This window comes from Kosakonia sp. MUSA4 (assembly GCF_013085925.1).
Lineage (GTDB): Bacteria > Pseudomonadota > Gammaproteobacteria > Enterobacterales > Enterobacteriaceae > Kosakonia > Kosakonia sacchari_B.
On record NZ_CP025697.1, the window covers coordinates 4,049,429 to 4,073,475 of the forward strand.

22 protein-coding genes are annotated in these 24,047 nt (G+C 53.0%); 11 read left to right on the plus strand and 11 right to left on the minus strand.

Going from position 1 to position 24,047, the window contains the following annotated elements; genetic code table 11:
- Positions 1-97 precede the first annotated feature (97 nt).
- Genes C0557_RS19105 through fliF form a run of 6 tightly spaced genes read right to left on the minus strand, consistent with a single transcriptional unit; the run spans position 98 to position 6,438 of the window.
- Positions 98-1,294, minus strand: coding sequence for a flagellar hook-length control protein FliK (locus C0557_RS19105; RefSeq protein ID WP_253073740.1), 1,197 nt, complete (start codon positions 1,292-1,294; stop codon positions 98-100).
- 1 nt (position 1,295) lies between these two features.
- A complete protein-coding gene (gene fliJ, locus C0557_RS19110) occupies positions 1,296-1,742 on the minus strand; it encodes a flagellar export protein FliJ (RefSeq protein ID WP_074773705.1) in 447 nt (148 codons plus the stop codon).
- A gap of 11 nt (positions 1,743-1,753) precedes the next feature.
- Positions 1,754-3,109 (minus strand): flagellar protein export ATPase FliI, encoded by a 1,356-nt coding sequence (gene fliI / locus C0557_RS19115; RefSeq protein ID WP_208660252.1) that lies wholly within the window; start codon positions 3,107-3,109, stop codon positions 1,754-1,756.
- Positions 3,106-3,819, minus strand: coding sequence for a flagellar assembly protein FliH (locus C0557_RS19120; RefSeq protein ID WP_253073741.1), 714 nt, complete (start codon positions 3,817-3,819; stop codon positions 3,106-3,108). Before C0557_RS19120 ends, fliI begins: the two co-directional genes overlap by 4 nt.
- A complete protein-coding gene (gene fliG, locus C0557_RS19125) occupies positions 3,806-4,792 on the minus strand; it encodes a flagellar motor switch protein FliG (RefSeq protein WP_208660254.1) in 987 nt (328 codons plus the stop codon). The genes C0557_RS19120 and fliG overlap by 14 nt, the downstream gene beginning before the upstream one ends.
- On the minus strand, positions 4,789-6,438 hold the full coding sequence (gene fliF, locus C0557_RS19130) for a flagellar basal-body MS-ring/collar protein FliF (protein WP_074773695.1): 1,650 nt from the start codon (positions 6,436-6,438) through the stop codon (positions 4,789-4,791). Before fliF ends, fliG begins: the two co-directional genes overlap by 4 nt.
- Before the next feature lie 240 nt (positions 6,439-6,678).
- On the opposite strand from fliF, the gene fliE reads away from it, so the two are divergent.
- The 8 genes from fliE to C0557_RS19170 all read left to right on the plus strand — a co-directional run bounded on the left by fliE (position 6,679) and on the right by C0557_RS19170 (position 13,831).
- Positions 6,679-7,014 carry a flagellar hook-basal body complex protein FliE gene (fliE, locus tag C0557_RS19135; protein ID WP_083416249.1) on the plus strand — a complete coding sequence of 112 codons (336 nt, stop codon included), beginning with the start codon at positions 6,679-6,681 and terminating at the stop codon, positions 7,012-7,014.
- Positions 7,015-7,159: 145 nt separating this feature from the next.
- Positions 7,160-7,996, plus strand: coding sequence for a CheR family methyltransferase (locus C0557_RS19140; protein ID WP_074774118.1), 837 nt, complete (start codon positions 7,160-7,162; stop codon positions 7,994-7,996).
- Between the two features lie 5 nt (positions 7,997-8,001).
- On the plus strand, positions 8,002-9,048 hold the full coding sequence (locus tag C0557_RS19145) for a chemotaxis response regulator protein-glutamate methylesterase (RefSeq protein ID WP_074773693.1): 1,047 nt from the start codon (positions 8,002-8,004) through the stop codon (positions 9,046-9,048).
- Positions 9,049-9,097: 49 nt separating this feature from the next.
- Positions 9,098-9,487 carry a chemotaxis response regulator CheY gene (gene cheY / locus C0557_RS19150; protein WP_064564331.1) on the plus strand — a complete coding sequence of 130 codons (390 nt, stop codon included), beginning with the start codon at positions 9,098-9,100 and terminating at the stop codon, positions 9,485-9,487.
- A gap of 3 nt (positions 9,488-9,490) precedes the next feature.
- Positions 9,491-10,132 carry a protein phosphatase CheZ gene (cheZ, locus tag C0557_RS19155; protein ID WP_208660256.1) on the plus strand — a complete coding sequence of 214 codons (642 nt, stop codon included), beginning with the start codon at positions 9,491-9,493 and terminating at the stop codon, positions 10,130-10,132.
- Between the two features lie 53 nt (positions 10,133-10,185).
- Complete coding sequence (gene flhB, locus C0557_RS19160) at positions 10,186-11,328, plus strand: flagellar biosynthesis protein FlhB (RefSeq protein ID WP_208660258.1); 1,143 nt, start codon at positions 10,186-10,188, stop codon at positions 11,326-11,328.
- Complete coding sequence (gene flhA / locus C0557_RS19165) at positions 11,328-13,427, plus strand: flagellar biosynthesis protein FlhA (RefSeq protein ID WP_208660260.1); 2,100 nt, start codon at positions 11,328-11,330, stop codon at positions 13,425-13,427. Before flhB ends, flhA begins: the two co-directional genes overlap by 1 nt.
- Positions 13,424-13,831: a flagellar protein FlhE gene (locus C0557_RS19170; protein WP_208660263.1), complete on the plus strand. Its 408-nt coding sequence runs from the start codon at positions 13,424-13,426 to the stop codon at positions 13,829-13,831. The genes flhA and C0557_RS19170 overlap by 4 nt, the downstream gene beginning before the upstream one ends.
- A gap of 43 nt (positions 13,832-13,874) precedes the next feature.
- On the opposite strand, the gene fliT is transcribed toward C0557_RS19170, so the two are convergent.
- Genes fliT through fliD form a run of 3 tightly spaced genes read right to left on the minus strand, consistent with a single transcriptional unit; the run spans position 13,875 to position 16,137 of the window.
- The gene (gene fliT, locus C0557_RS19175; RefSeq protein ID WP_208660265.1) at positions 13,875-14,213 is read right to left on the minus strand and encodes a flagellar protein FliT; all 339 of its coding nucleotides are present in this window, start codon (positions 14,211-14,213) and stop codon (positions 13,875-13,877) included.
- Complete coding sequence (gene fliS / locus C0557_RS19180; protein ID WP_007370650.1) at positions 14,206-14,613, minus strand: flagellar export chaperone FliS; 408 nt, start codon at positions 14,611-14,613, stop codon at positions 14,206-14,208. The genes fliT and fliS overlap by 8 nt, the downstream gene beginning before the upstream one ends.
- Positions 14,614-14,661: 48 nt before the next feature.
- Complete coding sequence (fliD, locus tag C0557_RS19185; RefSeq protein WP_208660267.1) at positions 14,662-16,137, minus strand: flagellar filament capping protein FliD; 1,476 nt, start codon at positions 16,135-16,137, stop codon at positions 14,662-14,664.
- 379 nt (positions 16,138-16,516) lie between these two features.
- On the opposite strand from fliD, the gene C0557_RS19190 reads away from it, so the two are divergent.
- Complete coding sequence (locus C0557_RS19190; RefSeq protein ID WP_208660268.1) at positions 16,517-17,758, plus strand: FliC/FljB family flagellin; 1,242 nt, start codon at positions 16,517-16,519, stop codon at positions 17,756-17,758.
- Between the two features lie 195 nt (positions 17,759-17,953).
- On the opposite strand, the gene C0557_RS19195 is transcribed toward C0557_RS19190, so the two are convergent.
- Positions 17,954-19,285, minus strand: coding sequence for a 2-hydroxycarboxylate transporter family protein (locus tag C0557_RS19195; protein WP_208660270.1), 1,332 nt, complete (start codon positions 19,283-19,285; stop codon positions 17,954-17,956).
- Between the two features lie 443 nt (positions 19,286-19,728).
- Between C0557_RS19195 and C0557_RS19200 the strand changes: the two genes are divergently transcribed.
- Positions 19,729-20,670 (plus strand): AEC family transporter, encoded by a 942-nt coding sequence (locus C0557_RS19200; protein WP_208660272.1) that lies wholly within the window; start codon positions 19,729-19,731, stop codon positions 20,668-20,670.
- A 67-nt stretch (positions 20,671-20,737) separates the two neighbouring features.
- Positions 20,738-22,423, plus strand: coding sequence for an NAD-dependent malic enzyme (locus C0557_RS19205; RefSeq protein WP_208660274.1), 1,686 nt, complete (start codon positions 20,738-20,740; stop codon positions 22,421-22,423).
- Positions 22,424-22,481: 58 nt separating this feature from the next.
- Here C0557_RS19205 and C0557_RS19210 read toward each other — a convergent pair whose 3' ends face one another.
- Entirely contained in the window at positions 22,482-23,996 is a 1,515-nt protein-coding gene (locus C0557_RS19210; protein WP_208660276.1) for a sensor domain-containing diguanylate cyclase, read from the minus strand.
- Positions 23,997-24,047: the final 51 nt, after the last annotated feature.

The following is a 24,047-nucleotide window of genomic DNA, read 5'->3' on the forward strand; positions in this document are numbered from 1 at the left end:
TTGATGGGATGCGAATATAGTAATACAGCACCCACCAAGTACAATTCATTGATAAGCTGAAATTATTGCCAGTAACTTACTATTTAAGGCAATAATATCAGGCAAAAGTATTGATTCCGCTGGAATATATCAGCGTACGCGGTGTTGAAATGCGCTCTTCCGCCGCAGAAACGGCCATTTCGGACGACTCTTTCTCAGACTTTCCTTGCCCGGAACGCTCACCCGATGGCGCATCGCCGGTCGAGGAGAAGCTTTCGGCGCCAACGCTGCTCTGCCCAAGCTGGATGCCGGATTCCTGCAGTTGCGTGCGCAAATGCGGCATGGCGGACTCCAGCGCGGCGCGTACCTGATGATCACCGGTGACAAAGTGCAACTGCGCCTGATCGTTATTTAAACGCAGGCTAATCTGCAACGATCCCAGATCCTCAGGATGCAGGCGCAGCTCCGCATGATGAACACCATCACGGGTGAATACCGCAATCTGCTGGCCCAGCGATTGCTGCCAGGCGGGCGTTCCTACTTCGGCTTGCAGCGTGCCGGTGACCACTTTGTCACCCGGCACCGTCGTCACTGGCTGGCTGACAGGCGTACTGACGTGGGCGGGATGCGCGTACTGGATCGGCTCAGCCGTGATGGCAGCGTGCGGTTTCGCGGCGGTATTTTCGCTGGTGACAACCGGCTGTGCGGCAGCCTCAGCGGTTTTCGCCGCCTCTGTACTCTCCGCTGTGACCGGTTTCGCAATCGGCACCTCTGCCGTTTTGGCGGCTGCTGGTTTGGCGATGTGCAACGTCGTCGCCAGCGGCGACACGCCGCTATCCTGCGCCGGAAGTTTCGGCTGGGTGTCGTTCAGCAACGTAGCAGCGCTCTGCGGGATGCCCGCCGACATCTCGCCGCTCAGCTCACTGCCCGGTACGGCGGCGACCAGCGCAGCAGGATCCTGCACGTCTGAAATCGCCTGCTGGCCCGCTTGCAGGGCAGGCTCCTGAGGCAACAGTTCCTGCGGCAGCGTCATAGCTGGCGTTAACGGCAGCGCGTTATCCGGGGCGATCGCGGCCGGTAATGGGTTCAGTTGCGCGGCGTCGCCCTGCAAATCCGCCAGCTGCAACTCTTTTGTGCCGGGCTTCTTTTTGATCCCCTGCGGCAGAGGATCTTTTTCATCTATCTGCTGCGGTTTGTCAGCGGAGAGCTTCTTTTTCAGTTCCGTCGAAAAGCGATCATCCTGCGGGGCAGAAATCGACGCCGATTGTTGTCCGTTATTCCCGCTGGTTGAGGTAACAGGTTGTTGAATAATCATTTTATAACTGCCTCTGGCTGGCTGCCCGGCGAGCAAATTCATCCATCATTTTTTGCTCCAGCCGGTTCTCTTTTAATAATTGCTGCTCGTCGGCACGATCTTTCAGTGTCTGGAACGCATTCAAACGCCGCTTATCCTGTTTCCAGGCATCTTTCTCACTGTCGACCTTGTGCTGACTGACGGAAACGCGTCTCACCTGCTGCGCGACGACGCCATCCAGCGAAGCGAGAAAATTCTGCTGCGTCTGCAGGCTGAGAATCGAAACACTGCGGGTGCGGACAGAATCCTGCAACTGCTGACGGTACTCGTGCGCGTAGGTGTGAAGCTGCTCCAGGCGAGAGGTTTCCTGTACGAAGCTCTGCTGCGCGCTGCCCAGCCTGATTGCCGTGTCATTCAGCTTTTTTTCTGCTAACTCGCGAAGGTGATCCATCGGACCCGGTTTTGCCATTAGTTCCTGCCTTATTCCGGAAAGAGCGTAGAGAGCGCGTTATATGACGCCTCATATTCACTGGACTCATGTATCCCCTGGCAGAGGAAATCCTGCATTTTGGGGTACTGCACAATCGCCTGATCCAGCAGCGGATCGCTGCCTGCGGCATAAGCGCCCACGCTGATCAGATCGCGGTTGCGCTGATAAGCAGAGAGCATCTGTTTGAAACGTTGCACTTTTTTATAGTGTCCCGGTTCAATCAATTCGGTCATCGCACGGCTGATGGAGGCTTCAATATCAATCGCCGGATAGTGGCCCGATTCCGCCAGACGGCGCGACAGCACTACGTGGCCATCGAGGATCGCACGGGCAGAGTCGGCAATCGGATCCTGCTGATCGTCGCCTTCGGTTAATACTGTATAGAACGCGGTGATCGAGCCGCCGCCCTGCGTGCCGTTCCCGGCGCGTTCCACCAGCGCCGGTAATTTCGCAAAGACAGAAGGCGGATAACCTTTGGTGGCGGGCGGTTCACCGATGGCGAGGGCAATCTCACGCTGCGCCATCGCGTAGCGGGTGAGTGAATCCATAATCAGCAGCACATCCAGTCCGCGATCGCGAAAATCCTCCGCAATACGCGTTGCGTACACTGCGCCCTGCATACGCAGGATCGGCGAGACATCCGCTGGCGCAGCGATAACAACCGAGCGCTTAAGCCCCTCTTTACCAAGGATATTTTCGATGAAGTCTTTGACTTCGCGGCCACGCTCGCCAATCAGCCCGACCACAATGACATCCGCTTTGGTAAAGCGCGCCATCATGCCGAGCAGCACGCTCTTCCCTACCCCGGAACCGGCAAACAGCCCCATACGCTGGCCGCGACCAACGGTCAGCAGGCCGTTGATCGCCCGCACGCCGACATCCAGCACGGTTTTAATCGGATCGCGTTGCAGCGGGTTAAACGGCGCGGTAAACAGCGGGCCTCTTTCGGAAGAGCCCGGCGTGGGCAAGCCATCCAGCGGACGAGCGCTGGCATCCAGCACGCGGCCGAGCAGCTCCGGCCCCAGCGGTAAAAGCTTGCCTTTGGTATCGCCGCCGTGCGCATAGACGCGCGCGCCCGGCAGTACGCCTTCCACGTTTTCCAGCGGCATCAGATAGAGCACGTTGCCGCTAAAACCAACCACTTCACTCTCGACGCGCTGCACGCCCTCTTCGCTGTCACGTTCGACAATGCACAACGTACCGATGGGCAGCTTTAACCCAACCGCTTCCATCACCAGCCCGGTAGCCCGCGTCAGACGGCCATACTGGCGATACGGCGGCAGCGCTGACATTCGCTGTTCAGCGCGCGCAATGCCATCCAGCCACGTTTTCAGCCGCGCCGTCATAAGGAGAACTCCTCGCGGCTCAGGGTACAGAGCGTATTCCAGCGGGTTTCCACACTGGCATCGAGATCGCCGCTGTCGGTTGAAATCCGGCAGCCGCCAGGCAGCATCTGCGCATCGAGACAGAGTTCCCAGCCGCGCGGCTCAACGAGGGTTTTCAGTTGCTGCAACACGCTTTCCGGTTCTTTATCGCTGACCCACAGCTTCACACTGCCCTGCTGTAAGCTATCTGTATTCAGCAGTTGCTGAATACGCGTCATCAGCCACTGGTGCGCATTCGCCGTGAGCGCGCTTTCACCCAGCATGCTGCGCGTCGCCATTAAGGCCACCTGTACCAGCCGCGAGGTCATCACACTGTCGAGGCTATCGAGGGTAATATTAAAATTATCAATCAGTTGCGTAAGCTGCGCCAACTGCTCCTGCTGACGCTGTTGCTGTTCGACCAGCCCCTGCGCAATGCCCTCTTGCAGACCCTGCTGGAACCCTTCGTCATAGCCCTGCGCTTTGCCCTCTTCAATACCGCGCGTCTGGCCCTGGGCATACCCTTTCTTCTCGGCCTGCTGGCGAAGACGGGACAACTCAACCTGCATGGCGGCTTCTGTTGCCGGATCCGTTGCGGCGCTTGTCGGGCGGAATTCAGGCTCTACGCTGCTCTCATCGTGCAGGAGGTTTTCCGGTTTCCACGCCAGCCATTGCGTATTAGACATAGGCATCGTCGCCTCCACCGATCACGATCTCGCCACTCTCGGCAAGACGACGAACCACCAGCAGAATGTTTTTCTGTTCCGTTTCGACCTGCGACATACGCACCGGCCCGCGGGAAGCCAGATCGTCGCGCATGATATCGGCCTGACGTTTCGACATATTGCGGAAGAACTTGTCGCGCAGTTCATCGTCAACGCCTTTCAGCGCCACAATCAGCGATTCACCATCGATATCCTGCAAGATGCGCTGAATACTGCGGTCTTCCATCTCGACGAGATTTTCGAACAGGAACATTTCGTCGATAATTTTCTGCGCCAGCTCCTGGTCGAATTCGCGCACGGCGGCAATGGCCGCATCTTCCTGGTGCGATTTCATCAGGTTGAGGATCTCCGCCGCAGGACGAACACCACCCATCTTGTTGCGCTTGATATGCTGACCGTGCAGCAACGAGTTGAGCACTTCGGTCAGTTCCTGCAACGCAACCGGCTGTACGCCGCCAAACGTGGCGATACGCAGCATAATGTCGTTACGTTCACGCTCATCGAAGTTCGCCAGTACATCGGCAGCCTGGCCGCGTTTCAGATGAACAAGGATGGTGGCGATGATCTGCGGATGCTCATCACGGATGAGATCGAAGACCATCTGCGGTTCCATAAAGTTGAGCGTCTCAATCCCGTTGCTGCCATCTGACGAATCGAGCAGATCTTCCAGCAGCGCGTTGGCACGCTCCTCGCCCAGCGCTTTCACCAGCACGCTACGCAGATATTCATTGGTGTTGACATCCAGCGCAGCATACTCGCCGGAGTCGCGGCGGAAATCGCGCACCACGGACGAAAGCTGTTCATGCGTGAAGCTGCCCATGGAGACCATGGCGCTACTGATCATCGTCACTTCGTGGGTGTTAAGGTGCTTAAAGACTTCCGCAGCCCGCTCGTCACCGAGCGTTAGCATGAGGACAGCGCTTTTCTCGGCGGCATTCATGATGATTTCTTTTCCTTATTCAGCCACTGGCGAATAACCAGCGCGATAATCTGCGGCTCCTGCTCGGCGATCTTACGCAGGTGCTGGGTTTCCTGTTCGGTCTCCATGCGCTGCTGTGCTTTTGCAGTTTCGTGGTGCTGTTTCTGACGTTGCTGTGCCTCCATCTCCGCCTGACGGGCTTCTTTTTCCAGCTCCAGACGATGCAGCAGCAGCTCCTGATGCTTGATCCAGAACGGTTGAACCGCTTTGCGCCACAGGATCCAGGCAATCAGCGCCACGAAGAGGTAACGCGCGCCGGAGAACAGCAACTTAATGAAGTCAGGTTGTTTCCACAGCGGTACAGGGGCTTCCGTATCTGCATCGGTGAACGGGGTATTGACGACGTTGAGGGTATCGCCACGTTTGTCGGAGTAACCCATCACCTCTTTGACCAGACCATTCACCTGATCAAGCTGCGCTTTGGTCAACGCGGTCGTTTTACCTTTGCCATCCGCCACATAATTCACCACCACCGCGACAGAGAGGCGCTGCACCGTGCCGGTATTACGCTTGATGTGCGTCAGCGTTTTATCCAGCTCGTAGTTGGTGGTTTCATCGTTCTGCTTGTTGTAAGGCGTAGTGGTGGTCGTTGTCCCGCCCTGGCCATTGGCTGGCTGGTCAATCGGCGCGGTAACCGCCGCAGGCGGCTCGTTGCTTAACGCCCCCGGAACGCCGCCGACGCTGTTTTTACCGCCCTGCTCCGCGTTGCTGCTCTGACGGCTGCGGATGGCCATGTTCTCAGGCCGACTGTTAGGCTGGTACTGCTCGGCAGTTTGCTCATGCTGAGTAAAATCAATCTGCGCCGTGACCTGCGTTCTGACATTCTGCGCGCCGACAATCGGCGCAAGGATCGCCTGAATACGGTTCTCATATTCGGATTCCACTTTGCGGGTATATTTCAGCTGCGTGGTTTGCGTGGCCTGTTCGCCACTCTGCGTCATCAGATGTCCGCTTTGATCGACGATAGTGACGCGATCGGCGCTCAGCCCCGGCACCGCGCTGGAGATCATGAAGGTGATCGCGCTGACCTGTCCGGCATCCAGCTTACGGCCATTGAGCAGATTCAACGTTACGGACGCCGACGGCTGTTTTTTATCGTGCACAAACAGCGATGGCTTCGGCATGGCCAGATGAACGCGCGCGGTACGCACCGGACCTAACGTCTCGATAGTGCGTGACAGCTCGCCCTCCAGCGCGCGCTGGAAGTTAACCTGTTCGTTAAACTGGCTGATACCAAACTTTTCCTGATCCAGCAGTTCAAAGCCAACAGAACCGCCTTTCGGCAGCCCCTGCTGCGCCAGCTTCAGGCGCACCTCATAGACTTTGTCCGCCGGGATCTGAATAGAACCGTCATGCTCGGCAAAACGATAAGGTATCTGCATCTGCGTCAGTTGGGTGACGATCTCGCCGCCGTCCTGCTCGCTGATGTTGTTGTATAAGATGCGGAAGTCCGGCTCTTTCGCCCAGAACATCAATGCAATCACAACAGAAATAGCCGCCGCAGCAGCGATGAAAAAAATGATTCTGGGATTACGCCAGATATTTTCAAGCATCGTCTTAATATCATCGATGCCTTTCTTTTTATTACCGTTGTTAGTGGCAAGCATGCCAATTTCCTGTGACAGTGAAAGGAGGCTATATAAATGAAACCCTATAGCGGCTCAGCGTTTCGCGTATGTAATAAAGTCGTAAATCGTTATTCCGCAGGATATTTCCTGGTTGCGTATTATCTACAAAATGCGATGTTTCTTAAGTGGTGATAAGCTGAAACTTGTGTCGGCTTTTCACATTATGTTGTTGTCTGACCACATGTTAGGATTGCCGCAATTAATAGAAAGGTGTTTGTTATGTCAATAAATATGAGCAGCAGCATACTGGAGCAGATGCAGAGCCAGACCCGTCAAATTACCGGCGCGTCTTCGCTGAATCCATTTGCTTCTGCTAAATCCACTGAGAATAATCCATCCTTCTCAGATATTTTATTTAACAGCGTAAATTCAATTAGCCAGATGCAAAACCATGCCAAAACCCAGGCGGAAGGCTATCTGTCAGGCGTCGAAGGCATTGGTTTGAACGATGTCATGGTTTCCATGCAGGAATCTTCGCTGGCATTAAATATTGGGGTGCAGGCAAGAAATAAACTTGTTAATGCCTATCAGGAAATAATGAACATGCCGGTTTAATACCGGCCATTATCTTAATAACCACGAAATGAATTAACCATTTCGTTTCATCTTATTAATAACTGATTATTTTGCTGCGTACCTGAGCATCGCTGAAAACCCGGCAGGGGTACTACCGCTTATTATGATAAATAACTGGAACATTATGAACCCCGCAACCGAATCCAATCAGTCTGGTCAGAAACAACTTACGCACAATGAAATAGAAAGAATTAGCGCGCTGATATATCAACGTGCAGGCATTGTTCTTACTCCGCAAAAACGCGACATGGTTTATAACCGCCTGTCACGACGCATCCGCGTGCTGGAACTGAAGGGATTTACCGATTACATCAATCTGCTGGTCGCCAATCCGGAGAGCGATGAATGGCAAGTCTTTATTAATGCATTGACCACCAATCTGACCTCTTTTTTTCGCGAGGCTTACCACTTTCCGATCCTGGCGCGCCACGCGCAGGCCAGAGGCGGTATGTACAACGTATGGTGTGCGGCCGCCTCAACCGGTGAAGAACCGTGGTCCATCGCCATGACGCTGGAAGAGACGCTGGGCCGCAGCATTACCGGCCCGCGCGTGCTGGCAACCGACATTGATACCGATGTGCTGGAAAAGGCCGGCCAGGGCGTTTACCGCCTGGCGGATATCGACAGCCTCAGCGAACAGCAGAAGAAAACCCATTTCTTGCGCGGCACCGGCGCGCAGAAAGAGCTGGTGAAAATCAAAGATGGATTACGCCATGCCGTTCAGTTCCGCCAGCTAAACCTGATTGATCCGCAGTGGGACATCCAGGGCAATTTTGACGCCATTTTCTGCCGTAACGTGATGATTTATTTCGATCATAAAACGCAGGAAAAACTGGTCATGCGCTTCGCAAAAATGCTCAAACCCGATGGTTTGTTGTTTCTGGGGCACTCGGAACATGTTAACAGCGCTAACAGCCCATTCCGTCTGCTTGGGCAATCTGTCTACCGCATCGCAGAGTAAAAATTATGAACAAGATTAAGGTGTTGTGCATTGATGATTCGTCTCTGATGCGCAGGATACTGACGCAGATGGTCAATGAGCAACCGGATATGGAGATGGTCGCGGCTGCGCCGGACCCGATTATCGCCCGCGATCTGATCAAGCAACACAACCCGGATGTACTGACGCTGGATGTCGAAATGCCGCGCATGGACGGGCTGGAGTTTCTTGATCGTCTGATGCGCCTGCGTCCGATGCCGGTGGTGATGCTTTCATCATTAACCAGCAAAGGCTCCGATATTACGCTGAACGCGCTGGAACTGGGGGCGGTGGATTTTATTACCAAGCCGTCGATGGGGCTGCATGACGGAATGGGGCAATACAGCGAGATGATTGCCGACAAAATTCGTATGGCGGCCAAAGCGCAGGTTCGCCGCCGCGAAGGACAACCGACCGCACCGCGAGTGATTCAGGCGCCGCGCGCAGGCAATGATAAGATCATTGCGATTGGCTCATCAACCGGCGGAACCGAAGCGCTGCGCCAGATCCTGATGTCGATGCCGCAGGGTTGCCCGGGCATTGTTATCGCACAACACATGCCGCCGGGATTTACCCGCTCATTCGCCGATCGCCTGAATAACTTGTGCCAGATTTCCGTGAGTGAAGCGACCGAAGGCGAGCGCGTGCAGCCAGGCCATGCGTACATTGCGCCGGGCGGATTTCACATGGAGCTGAAGCGCAGCGGCGCAAGCTACCAGATTGCGCTGAACAACGGCCAGCCCATTAACCGCCACCGACCGTCGGTGGATGCGTTGTTCCACTCTGTCGCCCGCTGCGCCGGTAAAAATGCCCTTGGCGCCATCCTCACCGGTATGGGCCACGATGGCGCCGCAGGGTTACTGGCGATGCGCCAGACTGGCGCGTGGACCGTCGCCCAGAGCGAGCGAACCTGCGTGGTATTCGGCATGCCGCGAGAAGCGATTGCCCTCGGCGGCGCCTGCGATATCGCCGACCTCGACCAGATTAGCCAGCAACTTCTCAACCATGCTGTCTGTGTGGCTCGCAGAGTCTGAGCCCTGGTTTCTCTCACCGTTCAATGACTTAACCTGGAAATAAAAAATTATGGCAGATACCAATTTGCGCTTTTTAGTGGTCGATGATTTCTCCACGATGCGCCGTATTGTTCGCAACCTGTTGAAAGATTTGGGGTTCAATAATGTTGAAGAGGCAGAAGATGGCCTGGATGCGCTGAACAAACTGCGCGCCTCCACCTTCGATTTCGTCATCAGCGACTGGAATATGCCCAACATGGATGGCTTACAACTGCTGACGGAAATTCGTAACGATGCCGCTTTCAGCAAAATGCCGGTGTTAATGGTCACCGCTGAAGCCAAGAAAGAAAACATTATTGCCGCCGCCCAGGCGGGTGCCAGCGGCTATGTCGTGAAACCTTTCACGGCGGCGACGCTGGAAGAGAAGCTCAACAAAATTTTTGAAAAGCTTGGGTGGTAATCGATGGACAAGATGGCACAAACACAATCGACTGACGATTTTAAAAATCTCTTTTCGCGCGTTGGCCACCTGGCCCGTCTGTTACGCGACAGCCTGGTAGACCTTGGGCTGGATCGCACCATTGCCGATGCGGCAGAAGCTATCCCGGATGCGCGTGAACGTCTGGATTATGTCGTCGGTAAAACCGCCGAGGCCGCCGAGCGCGCACTGACCAGCGTCGAGCAGGCGCGTCCTTTACAGGACGAACTGGCCGAACGCGCGGAGCAGTTGTCCGCTCGCTGGGACGGCTGGTTTGCCGCGCCGGTAGAGTTAGCCGATGCGCGCGAACTGGTGGCGGATACCCGCAGCTTCCTCGCCAAAACGCCGGGTCTTGCGCGTAATACCAATGACCAACTGATGGAAATCATGATGGCGCAGGATTTCCAGGATCTTACCGGCCAGGTGATTCGCGGCATGATGTCGCTTATCGAAAGCGTCGAGAAAGAGCTGATTCTGGTGCTGCTGGAGTACCTCCCGGAGGAGGTCACCGGTCTGAAAGAGGTCGATACGACGCTGATGAACGGCCCGCAAATCGACCAGAACAAAACCGGCGTCGTCGCCAGCCAGGATCAGGTCGATGACCTGCTCGATAGTCTGGGTTTCTGATGACCGCCTCGCCCGCCGGGATGAGGCACTAACGGAGGCCAGCGGCAGAGAATATGTCCGAAGAAAGTGATGTAGAAAAAACCGAAGAACCCACACCCCACCGAAAACAAAAAGCGCGTGAAGAGGGGCAAATTCCGCGTTCGAAGGAGCTGAGTTCGCTGCTGATGTTGTTGGCCGGGTGGGCGCTGCTGTTATCCGGCGGGCAACATTTTGCCCATAACCTGATGCAGATCCTGCACAACGGTCTGATGCTGAACAGGCTGCCGGTGACGGATCCCCGCTCCATGCTTCAGCAGGCCAGTTACCTGTTCTCGATGATGGCCAGCGGGCTGCTGCCGATTTTGCTGGGGTTATTCATCACCGGGCTGCTCTCTCCCATGCTGCTGGGCGGCGTTAACTTCAGCGGCAAGTCGCTGAAAGTGGATCTTGCGCGCATGTCGCCGATGAAAGGGCTGCAACGCCTGTTCTCGGCGCAGGTGCTGTCAGAGATGTTGAAAGGTTGCCTGAAAGTGGCGCTGGCCGGTTGCGGGTTTACGTTGTATGTCTACAACAACCGACCGCACTTTATTCAACTGGTTAACGCCTCATTCCCGACCGCAGTGAGCGGCGCCATCGGCATGATTTTTGACTGCCTGCTGATGGTGATTTTCTTCCTGCTGCCGGTAATGGGTTACGACGTGTTTTACCAGATCACCAGCAACCTGAAAAAACTGCGCATGAGCCGTCAGGAGATCCGCGACGAGTTCAAACAGCAGGAAGGCGACCCGCACGTTAAGGGCCGCATTAAGCAGATGCAACGCGCTGCTGCCCGTAATCGCATGATGACGGACGTACCGAAAGCCGATGTCATCGTCAACAACCCGACGCACTACTCCGTCGCGCTCTCTTATAAAGAAGGCGGGATGAGTGCGCCAACGGTTCTGGCGAAAGGCGCGGGCGAAGTTGCACTGAAAATTCGTGAACTGGGCGCTGCGCATCGCATTCCGATGCTTGAAGCGCCGCCGCTTGCCCGCGCCCTGTATCGCCACTGTGAGATTGGCGAACAGATCCCCGGCGAGCTTTATAGCGCTGTCGCAGAAGTTCTCGCCTGGGTCTACGGCCTGCGGCGGTGGCGCGCCTCTGGCGGAGTTCCGCCTGTACAGCCCAGGGATCTTCCGGTTCCTGAGTCGATGGATTTTGCAAATGAGAGAAACTAATGGCCAGTATCGCCAGTAAATTACGTTTACCCGCATTTAAAGAGACACAGTGGCAAATTCTGGCCGGCCCGGTACTGATCATGCTGATTCTGGCGATGATGGTACTGCCGCTGCCGGCATTCCTGCTGGATACGCTGTTTACCTTCAATATCGTGCTGTCACTGATGATTTTGTTGGTGGCGATGTTTACGCAGAAAACCCTCGAATTTTCTGCGTTTCCGACCGTGTTGCTGTTCTCCACCCTGCTACGCCTGGCGCTGAACATCGCCTCCACGCGTATCATTTTGATGGAAGGACACACCGGCGCTGCCGCTGCCGGACGCGTGGTGGAAGCGTTCGGCCACTTCCTGGTGGGCGGTAACTTTGCCATCGGTATCGTGGTCTTCGCCATTCTGATCATCATTAACTTTATGGTTATCACCAAAGGTGCCGGGCGTATCGCCGAAGTGGGCGCGCGCTTTGTGCTGGATGGTATGCCGGGCAAACAGATGGCAATTGATGCCGATCTCAACGCCGGGCTGATTGGTGAAGCCGAAGCGAAGCGCCGTCGTAGCGAAGTGACGCAGGAGTCCGATTTCTACGGTTCAATGGACGGTGCCAGTAAATTCGTGCGCGGGGATGCCATCGCCGGGCTGCTGATTATGGCGATTAACGTCATCGGCGGGCTGGCTATCGGCGTGCTTCAGCATGGGTTGAGCGTCGGCGAAGCCGGTGAAACCTATACCCTGTTGACTATCGGTGACGGCCTTGTTGCCCAGATCCCGGCGCTGATTATCTCTACCGCCGCAGGCGTGATTGTTACCCGCGTGTCCAATGAGCAGGATATCGGCGAGCAGATGGTCGGGCAGTTGTTTAACAACCCGAAAGTGATGCTGCTTTCCGCTGCGGTGATTGGTCTGCTGGGGCTTATCCCGGGGATGCCGAACTTTGTCTTCCTGCTGTTTACCGCCGTTCTGCTGGGGCTGGCATGGTGGATGCGCGGTCGTCAGATGAAAGCGCCCGCCCGTAACGTCACGCGTGAAGATAATGATAAAGCCGCGCAGGCTGCCAACGATCAGGCCTCTGCGGAAGCCTCGTGGGCCGATGTGGAAATGGAAGATGTGCTGGGGCTGGAAGTCGGTTATCGCCTGATCCCGCTGGTGGACAGCGCGCAGGATGGTCAGTTGCTGATCCGCGTGCGCGGTATCCGTAAGAAATTTGCCCAGGATATGGGTTTCCTGCCGCCGCCGATCCATATTCGCGACAACCTCGATCTGGCGCCAGGCGAGTACCGTATCCTGCTGAAAGGCGTTGAGATTGGCCGCGGCGAGATCGAACCGGAACGCTGGATGGCGATTAACCCTGGCTACGCCGAAGGGGAATTGCCGGGTACGCCGTGCGAAGATCCGGCGTTTGGTCTGCCAGCGTGCTGGATCGACGAAGTCTTCCGCGAGCAGGCGCAGATTCAGGGATATACCGTGGTCGATCCGGGTTCCGTTATCGCCACGCATCTTAACCACGTGATCTCGCTGAATACGGAAGAGCTGTTCAGCCGCCAGGAGACGCAGCAACTGCTGGAGCGCATTAATAAAGAGATGCCGAAGCTGGTTGAAGATCTGATCCCGGGCGTGATCTCCCTGACGCTGTTCCACAAAGTGTTGCAGAATCTGCTGGCCGAGCGCGTCTCTATCCGCGATATGCGCACCATTATCGATACGCTGGCCGAATATGTTCCGCTACAAAACGATCCGGACGAACTGACTGCGCAGGTGCGCATCCGTTTGGGCCGCGCCATTACGGCACAGTGGTTCCGCACGGATAACGACATCAAGGTGATTGGTCTGGATACCACGCTGGAAAAACTGTTGATTCAGGCTCGCCAGAACGGCAGCGCGATCGAACCGGGTATTGCCGACAATCTGATGAAGCAGGCCGAACGCGCCATCACCGACCAGCAAGCGATGGGCATTTCGCCGGTACTGCTGGTGAATCCGGGGCTGCGCCTGATGGTTTCACGCTTCCTGCGCCGCGCTTTCCCGCAGCTGGCCGTGATGTCAACGCTGGAAATCAGCAGCAACAAAACGGTGCAAATGACCACTGTGATCGGTACGCATTCATGATACCTGCCGCTGCTATTTTGGGCATGGCGCTGGTATTGCCAGCGCATGCCGCACCTTCCGGCGGTGCCTGGAGCGATACGGCAGCGGGTGGCAGCACCCGCACCGGCAAGCAGATCGTACGCGGGCGAGCGTTAAGCTCGCCTTCTGCGATCCCGGCATCGGCAAAGGTTACCCGTGTTTCATGGCGTATTACGCTGCTGGCTCCGCCGCCGCCAGGGCTGGAAATCAAGCTGTGCCGTCGCGATCGCTGCTTACGGCTGCCTTCCCTGGCCGGGCAACGCAGCATCACTTTTCCGCTCTCCGCAACGGGTGAATTTCGCTTTATTTATACGGTGAATAAGCGCGGCCCGTTACGACCCGCTCTGAATGTTGTCAACCAACAGCTAATCGTTAACTACCGCTAAAAAAATAAGGCCATCAGTAAGTTAATTACTGGGCCTTATTTGTTTAATGTATTGAAGAGGTTTGCTGACTGGAGTAGAGCTTACTGAACGTGGTTCCACGATGTATTGAAGACAGATTCTGTTTTAGAACATGAAGACGCGCCTGCAATTTCCGGGTTATTTCCCCCTCGTTTTCCACCATCTGCTTTAATACCTTTTTCAGGTTTTCTCTTTCCGCAACAGATAGATCATCGGCGCTGACTTCCATAATGTCCTGCTTTTTCAGCATATAGCCAGCGGCCATTTCGACAAGCAGGTCCCATTCTTCTTTCGCTGCCATATCCAGCAGCGTTAAATTCATCTGGTATAATTCAACGATAATTTTTGGCAGCACCTCATCCATAATTCACCCGACGCTGTGTTGGTTCGATCTCTTTCCATGTCATGGCCAGTTTCATTAACAGCGCATCGATGTGCTTTAATTTCTCCGGCTCGTTACGCAGATTCGCCTCTAATAATGTCCGCGACATATATTCGTACATTTGCTCCAGTTCTGCGGCAATATGTACGCCTTTCTCGTGATCGAGCGCGGCGCGTAAACCATTATCAATAATATTGATCGCTTTAGAGATCATCTTGCCACGCTGGGCGACGTTGCCATTCTCAAAATAGATATTGGCTTGCAGAATGGCGCTGTGCGCGCCGTCGAACAGCATAGAAATTAACTGGTGCGGCGTGGCGCCAGAGAGCTTACTTTGAAGACCCACCTGCGCATACGCCTGGCTCCCCTGTGCTGCATACATGTTTGTCACTCCTGTTGGCAGGCCGCGACGGGCCTGCGCCATGAAAAATTAGAGGGTTGAAAGCAATGACGTTAACTGACTGCTCATGTTGTTCAGATTCGACATCATGGTGTCGAGGTTCTGGAACTGCACACGGTAACGTTCGACCTGTGCGTCAATCAGCTTCTGCGTCTTGTCGATCTGGGTTTGCGCAATTTTGGTTTGCGACTCCAGGCTGTCGGTGGTGGTTTTAATCAAACCGTCCGTTTTGGTCTTCGAATCGCCAACGTAGCTGGTGATGATGGAATCCAGCGTCGAGGAGAGCCCTTCGCTGTCGCCACGGCCGGAGAACATCAGGCTGATTTGTTCCGGATTATCGGCAATCGCTTCATCCAGCGTGTCTTCATCCAGCGTCATCTGGCCGGTTGCCGCATCAATCTTGATGCCTAAATCTGCCAGCGAGCCGTAATCTGCCCCGGCATCGCCGTATACGCCATTGACAGTGGAACGCACCTGGCTGACCAGGCTGCGCAGCGTGGAATCCCCCACCAGCGAGCCGCTGCCGGAGTTTTGCGTCGCCACTTCTTCATCGCCCAGGCTGGAGGTATCCGCCGCGACATATTTGCTGTCAGCGGTAGTCTCGGTAAGCAGCGCATTGTATTGCTTAACAAAATCCTGAAGGCTGGTTTTGATGGCCGAGGTATCCGAGGTCAGCGTCAACTGTTCAGCGTCGCCGTTTTCCGACACTTTTTTCAGGTTCAGCGTCACGCCGTCAATGATGTCGCTGATGTTGTTGCTGGAGCGCGTATAGTCAGAGCCATCGACGCGCAGTTTGGCGTCCAGGGCATCGGAAACGGCGATCATATTGTCGTTTGCGCCGCCATCGGGAGCGACGGAGCCGTCAGCATTGACATGCTGGCCGCCGCCGGAGGTGTTCAGCACGCCTGCCAGCGTATTATCACCGTCAACGCTGACGGTCATTTCGCCATCGGAACCGGTCTTTTTCGAACTCAGTACCAGCTGATAGCCGTCATCGGTACGCTGTACGGAAGCCGTCACATCGCCTTTCTGTTTATTGATCGCTTTGGCAATCTGGTTCAGCGAGGTTTCATCATCCGCCAGCTCCACTTCCATGGTCTTGCCGTCATTCTGCGTGATGGTCACGGTACGGCTGCCGCCGGTGGTTTCGCCCAACATGTCATCCGCGCTGGCTTCCGGCTGCGTTTTCAATTTATGTGCCGTCGCGAGCTGTGAAATGGTCACCGAATGGCTGTCCGCCTGCGCGCCGCTGCCTGCAACGGCAGTAAAGGCTTCATTGGCGCTGACGTTCATTTTATTAAATGCATCAGAGCCCATGGTGGTAACGCTTTTTTGCAGATTCGACAGCAGGCTGGAGATCTTACCCCATGCTGAAATCTGCGACTTATAGCTGTTCTGTAAATTGGTATAAGGTGTTAAACGTGATTGCTCGCCGGCCTTCAGCTGTTCCAGCATTGATGCCGTATCGATCCCGCCAGTACCTACACCTAATGATGATATTCCCATGTCGTCTCCGGTCGGAAAGGTCATTTTGTTGAGTGAATTCTATTAACCAATCGGCCTGGGAAATAAAAAGATGAATATTTAATAAAGGAACTATATAGAAGAAAGAAAAAACTCAGCGCTGCAGGGAAAATTCACTAAATCGAAAAGGGAATATAACGTCAGTTGTGCGCGCAATTCATATCTTCAATATCAGAATCGGCTTAAATAGCAGCTAAAAAATAGCTAAGTCATTGTTTCCTGAAATTCCACCCTGGTACTCAACAAATCTTTCCGCAGCAAAAAATTTCAGTCCTTTTTTAAAGGGCCGATTTATTTAGTATGCGAGACAACTTACGCATAACCATAATCCATGTGAACTATAGAGTATTAAGGAATAAACATGTCCCAGGTTATTAACACTAACGCCCTCAGCCTCGTTGCACAGAACAACCTGAATAAATCTCAGAGCTCTCTGGGTACCGCTATTGAGCGTCTGTCTTCTGGTCTGCGTATTAACAGCGCGAAAGACGATGCAGCAGGTCAGGCAATCTCTAACCGCTTCACCGCGAACATCAACGGTCTGAGCCAGGCTTCCCGTAACGCAAACGACGGTATCTCTATCGCACAGACGACTGAAGGCGCGCTGAACGAAATCAACGATAACCTGCAGAACATCCGTCGTCTGTCTGTACAGGCTCAGAACGGCACCAACTCTGATTCTGACCGTCAGTCCATCCAGGACGAAATCAACGCACGTCTGGACGAGATCAACCGTATCTCTGAACAGACTGAGTTCAACGGCGTGAAAGTACTGAGCAAAGATCAGAAACTGTCTATCCAGGTAGGTTCTAACGACGGCCAGAATATCGATATCCAGCTGAACCAGATGAACTCTGACACTCTGGGCATGGCAGGCTTCACCATTGCCAGCGGCGTGGATGCAAGCTCTCTGACCGATACCACCACTATCAGCGTTGACGTTGATGTTGCTGCTGACATGAGCAACGTGGCTGACACCAGCGGTACTCCGGCATCTGTTGATGATGTTGTTCAGGGTAACGACGGTAAAGTGTACGTTAAATCCGGTTCTAACTACTACGAAGCAAAAGCGAACACCGCTGGCGATGGCCTGGAGTTCGACTCTTCTACCCCTGCAACCACCGGTGTTAGCATGGGCGCAAGCTTAGCGGGCGAAAGCGCTTCCGTTGAGCAGACTGCAGACCTGGCTGGCGTGGCTGGTAGCACCCTGAAAACCGACGGTGAAGGTAACTACTACCTGGCCGACGCTAACGGTAACCTGACTGAAGCGACTGCTGATGCAGCAGGTGCTGTAACTTCCGGCGCGGCTGTTGATACCACTGTAGCAACTGCCGATCCGCTGACCAAAATCGACGAAGCGCTGTCTCAGGTTGACGAACTGCGTTCTGGTCTGGGTGCGGTACAGAACCGTTTCGATTCTGTTATCAGCAACCTGAACAACACCGTTAACAACCTGTCTGAATCTCGTTCACGTATCCTGGATGCTGACTTCGCTTCTGAAGTTTCTGAAATGAGCCGTGCGAACATTCTGCAGTCTGCAGGTACTTCTGTACTGGCACAGGCTAACCAGGTTCCGCAGAACGTACTGTCTCTGCTGCGTTAATTCGCGCTGTTCAGTGGGGCAACCCGCCGAATGCAAAGACCGCCCTCTCCGGGCGGTTTTTTTTTGCCCTTTCACATGCCCCTTTTGTTGATAAGAACAGGGGGAAATTCAAACTTGCGTTGCGTTATCGCTAAGCGTTTGATGGCGAACGCATCGCAACCGGATAAGCGCCCGCAATAACTGCGGGCCTGTGATTCAGACGAGCCAGCTTAATAACAAGGTGGCAAGAATGACCGTTGAAGCACCACCAATGCGGGTGGCGATTTGCGCGAAGGGCATCAATGCCATTCTGTTGGATGCCGAGAGGATCGCCACATCCCCCGTACCGCCCAGGCCGCTATGACAGCTGGTCACTATCGCGGCTTCCACCGGATACATATTCAGCCATGTGGCAATGAAATAACCACTTAACGCCATGGCAATCACCACTGAGCCACACACCACCACGTAGCCCATTGAGAACACCGCGACCACGCTTTCCAGCGGCACATAAAGCATGCCGAGGCCAATCATCAGCGGCCAGACAAGTGCTGCGGAAACAAACTTATAGCAACTGTGCGCGCCCTGCTCCATGGATTTTGGGATCACCTGTGCGTACTTGCACAGCACGGCAATCAGGATCATCAGCACCGGACCAGGAATATGCACCAGTTTTTCAAACAACCCGCCGACGATAAAAAAGGCGCATATCATCAACAGCCCACCGCCCATCAGTTGAAAATCGGTCTGCTGCGCCTCCTGCGTCTGCGCGAAAACGCGGTTATCCTCATCACTGCGGATCAACATACCGTTGCCGGTCAGGGAAGGACGGCGCATCCCTATCCGCGACAGCACGCCAGCGCAGATAATGGCAAAGATATTGCCCACCACTGCCGCGGGTGCCAGTTGAGCAACATACACATCCGGGGTTTGCCCGAGAATGGCGGAATAGGCCAGTGACAGCGGTAATATGCCTTCGCCGATGCCACCGCCGATAATGGGCACGATGATAAAGAAAAAGGTGTGATACGGCGTGTAGCCAAATACTGTTCCTACCAGCAGCCCGGAGAGCACCGCGACCACCGTACCGGCCACCAGCGGTACAAACATGCGGATCATCCCCTGGATCAGGATCACCCGGTTCATGCCGAGAATGCTGCCAACAACCAGACAGGCAATGACAAAATAAAGCAGGTTGGCTTCTTTCATCAGCAGATGGACGGTGGCTAAGGTATGCGCTTCAAACAGGCCAAAATAAACCAGTACCGAGGGCACCATCAGGCACAATATTGCTGGCCCACCGACGTCCTTCAGCACCGGCAACATCCGGCCTATTTTGGCAAAGGCAAAACCAAGCGTCATGATCACCGCCAGGCCGCCAATCATGTTTTTCGGCAATAAACCTGCGGTAGCTGAGATGGCGACAATCGAAGCGATACCGATAAAGAGCAGCAAGGGTACGGCGCCGACTTCAAGTCCATGCAGCCGCGAAAGTTGTGCACCCGCAGGGGATGCGTCAACAGAGGAAGAGAGAGGATTATCTTTCATTATTTTCACCTGATTCGCTATTAATAATTAACAGTGGGTCAGGAATAACCGCTGGGTTATTCGTAATAGGATAAAATGCTTGAAAAAATAAGGCCAACAAAATAAAGATTGCTACCAGGAAGTTATGATTGAATAAATAACATAATCTTCGGTCTGTAAAGTGAGCAACGGTTACTGCTTATTGAATTTGTGAGTGCCGTAGTAATTCACATTTAAATAACTTAAACAGGCCATTCGTAAATAAAATAATCGCGCGGATACATGCATTAGATACTTCTAATAAAAATATAAACTTAGCACCTCAACATTTTCATTTAATTAAAGTATTCTTTTTGAAACTAATTAAAACATACGAAGTGTGATTCTAATCACCTTTGGCAGTAAATACGATAGATAGAGTTCTGCCTGAAAACTATTTAATTAAAACAAAAACAGGACATTTTATGCCTTCACTACTCTTACAATCTTTATTTCCTTTAGTATTTATCATGTTACTAGGGTGGTTAAGCGGAAAATTAGGGTATACGCACCGTAAGGATGCCACTGTATTAGCAACAGTGGTGATTCGCTTTGCATTACCCTTTCATCTCTTTATCGGAGCACTGAACACCAACCCGGACAAAATCAAAAACTTCTCGTTTATGGCTGTGCTGGTGATTGGTCTGATGGGCTCTTATTTACTGACGCTGCTCCTGTCGCGTTACGTTTTTCGTCATGATATCAAGACCAGTGCAATACAGTCTTTGGTTTGCGCTTTTCCTGATATGGCCTATTTTGGCGCGCCGGTACTGGCCGTGCTGATTGGGCCGGAAGGCTTTTTAGGCGTGCTAATTGGCAACTTAGTCACCAGCGTATTAATGATTCCGTTGACCATTATCTTAATCCGCATGGGCGATAAAGATGCCGATATTGAAACGCTACATCCGGGCAAACTGATTATGCAGAATTTACTGCGGGCGGTGCGTAACCCGATTGTCTGGATCCCCGTCTCCGGTGTCGTGCTGAGCCTGGCCGGTGTGCAGTTACCGCATCTGTTGAGCGCGCCGATTGAGATGGTTGGCAAAATTGCCGGTGGTCTGTCGCTGTTTGCCCTCGGTCTGCTGTTTTACGGTGAGCGCCCGTCGCTGAATCTCCAGACCTTTACCAATATCAGCATCAAAAATCTGATCCAACCCGCCATGATGGCAGTAGCCGGGCTGGCATTTGGCCTGAGCCACACCTTAATGCAGCAGGTCGTGATTATTGGTGCAACACCTTCTGCTATCGCTGCGGGCATGTTCGCCCTGCGCAGCGACACTTATATCGAATCCGCATCCTCTTCCATTCTTATTGGCACTGCGATCGGCGTATTAACTGAGGGCGTGATGATCTATTTGATTTCTTGAGCCTCTTTTCTGTTATCCCCGAGACATCGGCAGCCGTGCCGTTATTATTTAGTCAGGAGCAGCAATAATGTTACGCAAAGAAACGCTTTATACGCCTTATAATGGCGCTGTGTTACTGGAAAACCCATTACTTAATAAAGGGCTGGCATTCACCGATGATGAACGTCTGGCCTTTAATCTGCATGGATTATTACCGCATAACGTCGAAACCATTGAAGAACAAACAGAACGCGCATGGAAACAATTTTGTCATTTTAAAAAAGACATCTCCCGCCATGTTTACTTACGCAATATTCAGGACACCAACGAGACGCTGTTTTATAACCTTCTGCGCTGTCATATGCAGGAAACGTTGCCGATTATTTACACCCCAACGGTGGGCGAAGCCTGTGAGCATTTTTCTGAGATTTATCGCCGCGCCAGGGGATTGTTTATCTCATGGCCGGACCGGCATCGCATCGATGAAATGCTGCAAAGTTTTTCACGGAATGATATTCGCGTGATTGTGGTTACCGATGGGGAACGCATTCTCGGTCTTGGCGATCAGGGCATCGGCGGAATGGGGATCCCGATTGGAAAACTCTCGTTATATACCGCTTGCGGCGGAATTGACCCGGCATCCACGCTGCCTATCATGCTGGATGTCGGCACCAATAACAGCCAGCATCTCGAAAACCCGCTGTATATGGGGTGGCGTCATCCGCGAATCAGTGACGAAGATTATATCGAATTTATGGATATGTTCATTGAGGCCATCAAAGCGCGCTGGCCAAATGTCCTCCTGCAATTTGAAGATTTTGCCCAGAAAAATGCGACCAAACTTCTGAACCGTTACAGCCACCAGTTGTGCTGTTTTAATGATGATATTCAGGGAACGGCAGCGGTCACCACCGGTACGCTGATTGCCGCTTCGCAGGCTGCGGGAATGCGCTTACGCGATCTGCGCGTGGTTTTCCTCGGCAGCGGCTCCGCCGGCTGCGGCATCGCGGAGAAAATCATTGCCTTAATGGTCGATGATGGCCTGACCCCGGATGAAGCCCGCAACAACATTTTCATGATCGATCGCTTTGGTCTGTTGACAGACGACATGCCTAATTTACTGGATTTCCAGCAAAAACTGGTCACGCCGCGTCGTCTTATTGCCGACTGGGATACCGATTCCGAGAATATGTCTCTGCTGGACGTGGTACGTAATGTCCATCCCAACGTATTGATTGGCGTTTCCGGGCAACCCGGTCTTTTCAGCGAAGAAATCGTGAAAGAGATGCATCGTCACTGTTCCCGTCCCATTATTATGCCGTTGTCAAATCCGACCTCGCGCGCTGAAGCACAGCCCCGGGACTTGATTGAATGGACGCAGGGGGCCGCGCTTATTGCAACGGGAAGCCCTTTCGAGCCGGTCTTTTATCAGGACGAATCGTACGAAATCGCCCAGTGCAACAATGCGTATATTTTCCCGGGGCTGGGTCTGGGCATACTGGCCGGTAAGTTAACTCGCGTCACCGACACCATGCTGAGCGTGGCCAGCAAAACCCTTTCCGCGTTCTCCCCATTGGCGAATACAGAGAAAGGGGGGCTTCTGCCGCCAGTCGAGATCATTGAAGCCGTATCGAAAGCTATCGCCCTCAAGGTGGCTCATGCGGGTCAGCAGGAGGGCGTCGGCCCAATGATGAGTGAAGAGGAATTAACAACACGCCTCGATAATATTTACTGGGATGCACGCTATAAGGCGTACAAACGCGCATCCTTCTGATAATCAGCACGGCAGAGCGAACAACACTCTGCCGTGCGTTACTCAGGAAGAGTTGTATTTAAAACAGATGCGTTGAGGAGAAAAAGCCATTACGCCCGGAATATTTTGCATGATAAAGCGCATCATCAGCGAATTCGATAAGCGTTGTCTCCTTGCCTTTCACTGCCGGACCGGGGCCAGAAGCAATACCAATACTGACGGTTACTATTCCGAATGGGCTATATTCATGAGGGATATTTTCCTGACAAATAGTTTGAATGATTTTTTTGGCTTTCTTTTCTGCCGCGATCAAATCTGTTGCCGGAAGAATAACGACAAACTCTTCTCCGCCGTAGCGGGCAACCAGCGCAGAGCTGCCTTTGATTGTTTTTTTCAGGGTTGTTGCAACCTGGCGTAAACAGTCATCGCCAGCTAAATGGCCGTAATTATCGTTATATTTCTTAAAGTGATCTATATCAATAAGCATCAAAGATATTGCATGATTATTTACGGCGCATTGTAATACTTCGCGGGGCAGCGCCTCATCGAATTTTCGACGGTTCGCCAGCCCGGTTAAACTGTCTTCAGCCGCCATAGCCTTTAATTTCTTGTTTGCAGTCATGAGTGATTCAGTGGTTTTTGACAGCTCACGACTGGTGCGTACCCGCCTGTGGATATCCCGCAGAAGAAAATAACCTGAAGTTATAACGCCGCCCATCAGGAAGATAACAACCACAATCAGAATTTCTGATTGTTTTTTCCAGGACAACATTCCTTCGTCGATACTCACGGCGACAGTGGTGACTAAACCATATCGTTTGTTTTTTTGAAATGCATACATCCGTTGTATATTGTCAAAACGAGAGACACTTCTTGCGGTGCCGGAATTACTGTTTTTCAGGTATGTGGTAAAAAGCGGCGAATCGGAAATAACCCGACCAATATATTTTTCATCAAAAGGGTAACGTATCAGCAATATTCCGGACTCGCTTGTTAATGCAATAGCGCCAGAATGGCCAATATCGATCTTGCCAAACGTTTCAAGGAAATTTTCAATATTAAGCGTGAGAACGGCGACACCGGCAAACAGGCCCTGGCGATCTTCCAGCCTGCGACTGAGGGTTATCACCCATTTCCCGTTCGTCCGGCTGACGACCGGAGGGCCAATAAAAACTTTTTTAGACGTATTGTTCTGATGGTAGACAAAGAAAAAACGGTCTGCGCTATTGATGCGGCCAGAAAACCTTTCGTGTAATGCCATGAACTTATTGCCAGTAGCATCATAAATAACGACATTATTGAGTTGTTCCAGTAATTCATCCTGACCCGCCAGAATTTTCTTTATATTGATAACCTGATTTTTATCTTTACCATAAATTTCCGTTATGTCCGAAAGATTCTCTATGAGCATCTCACCTTGCCGGATAACGCCCTCAGAATAAAGATTGAGAGTATGGCTTAAATTCGAAACATTGGTATTAAGATCGTTGATGGTCTGTGTACGGGTAATCCAGATATGGAAGGATAAAATTATCGACATCACGAAGAAGACAACAGCAAGAATTGTCAACCCAATAAAAAGCTCTCTCTTCATTATGATTTACCACCAGCCCAAATCACGTCTTAAATACCTGCATTACTGAGA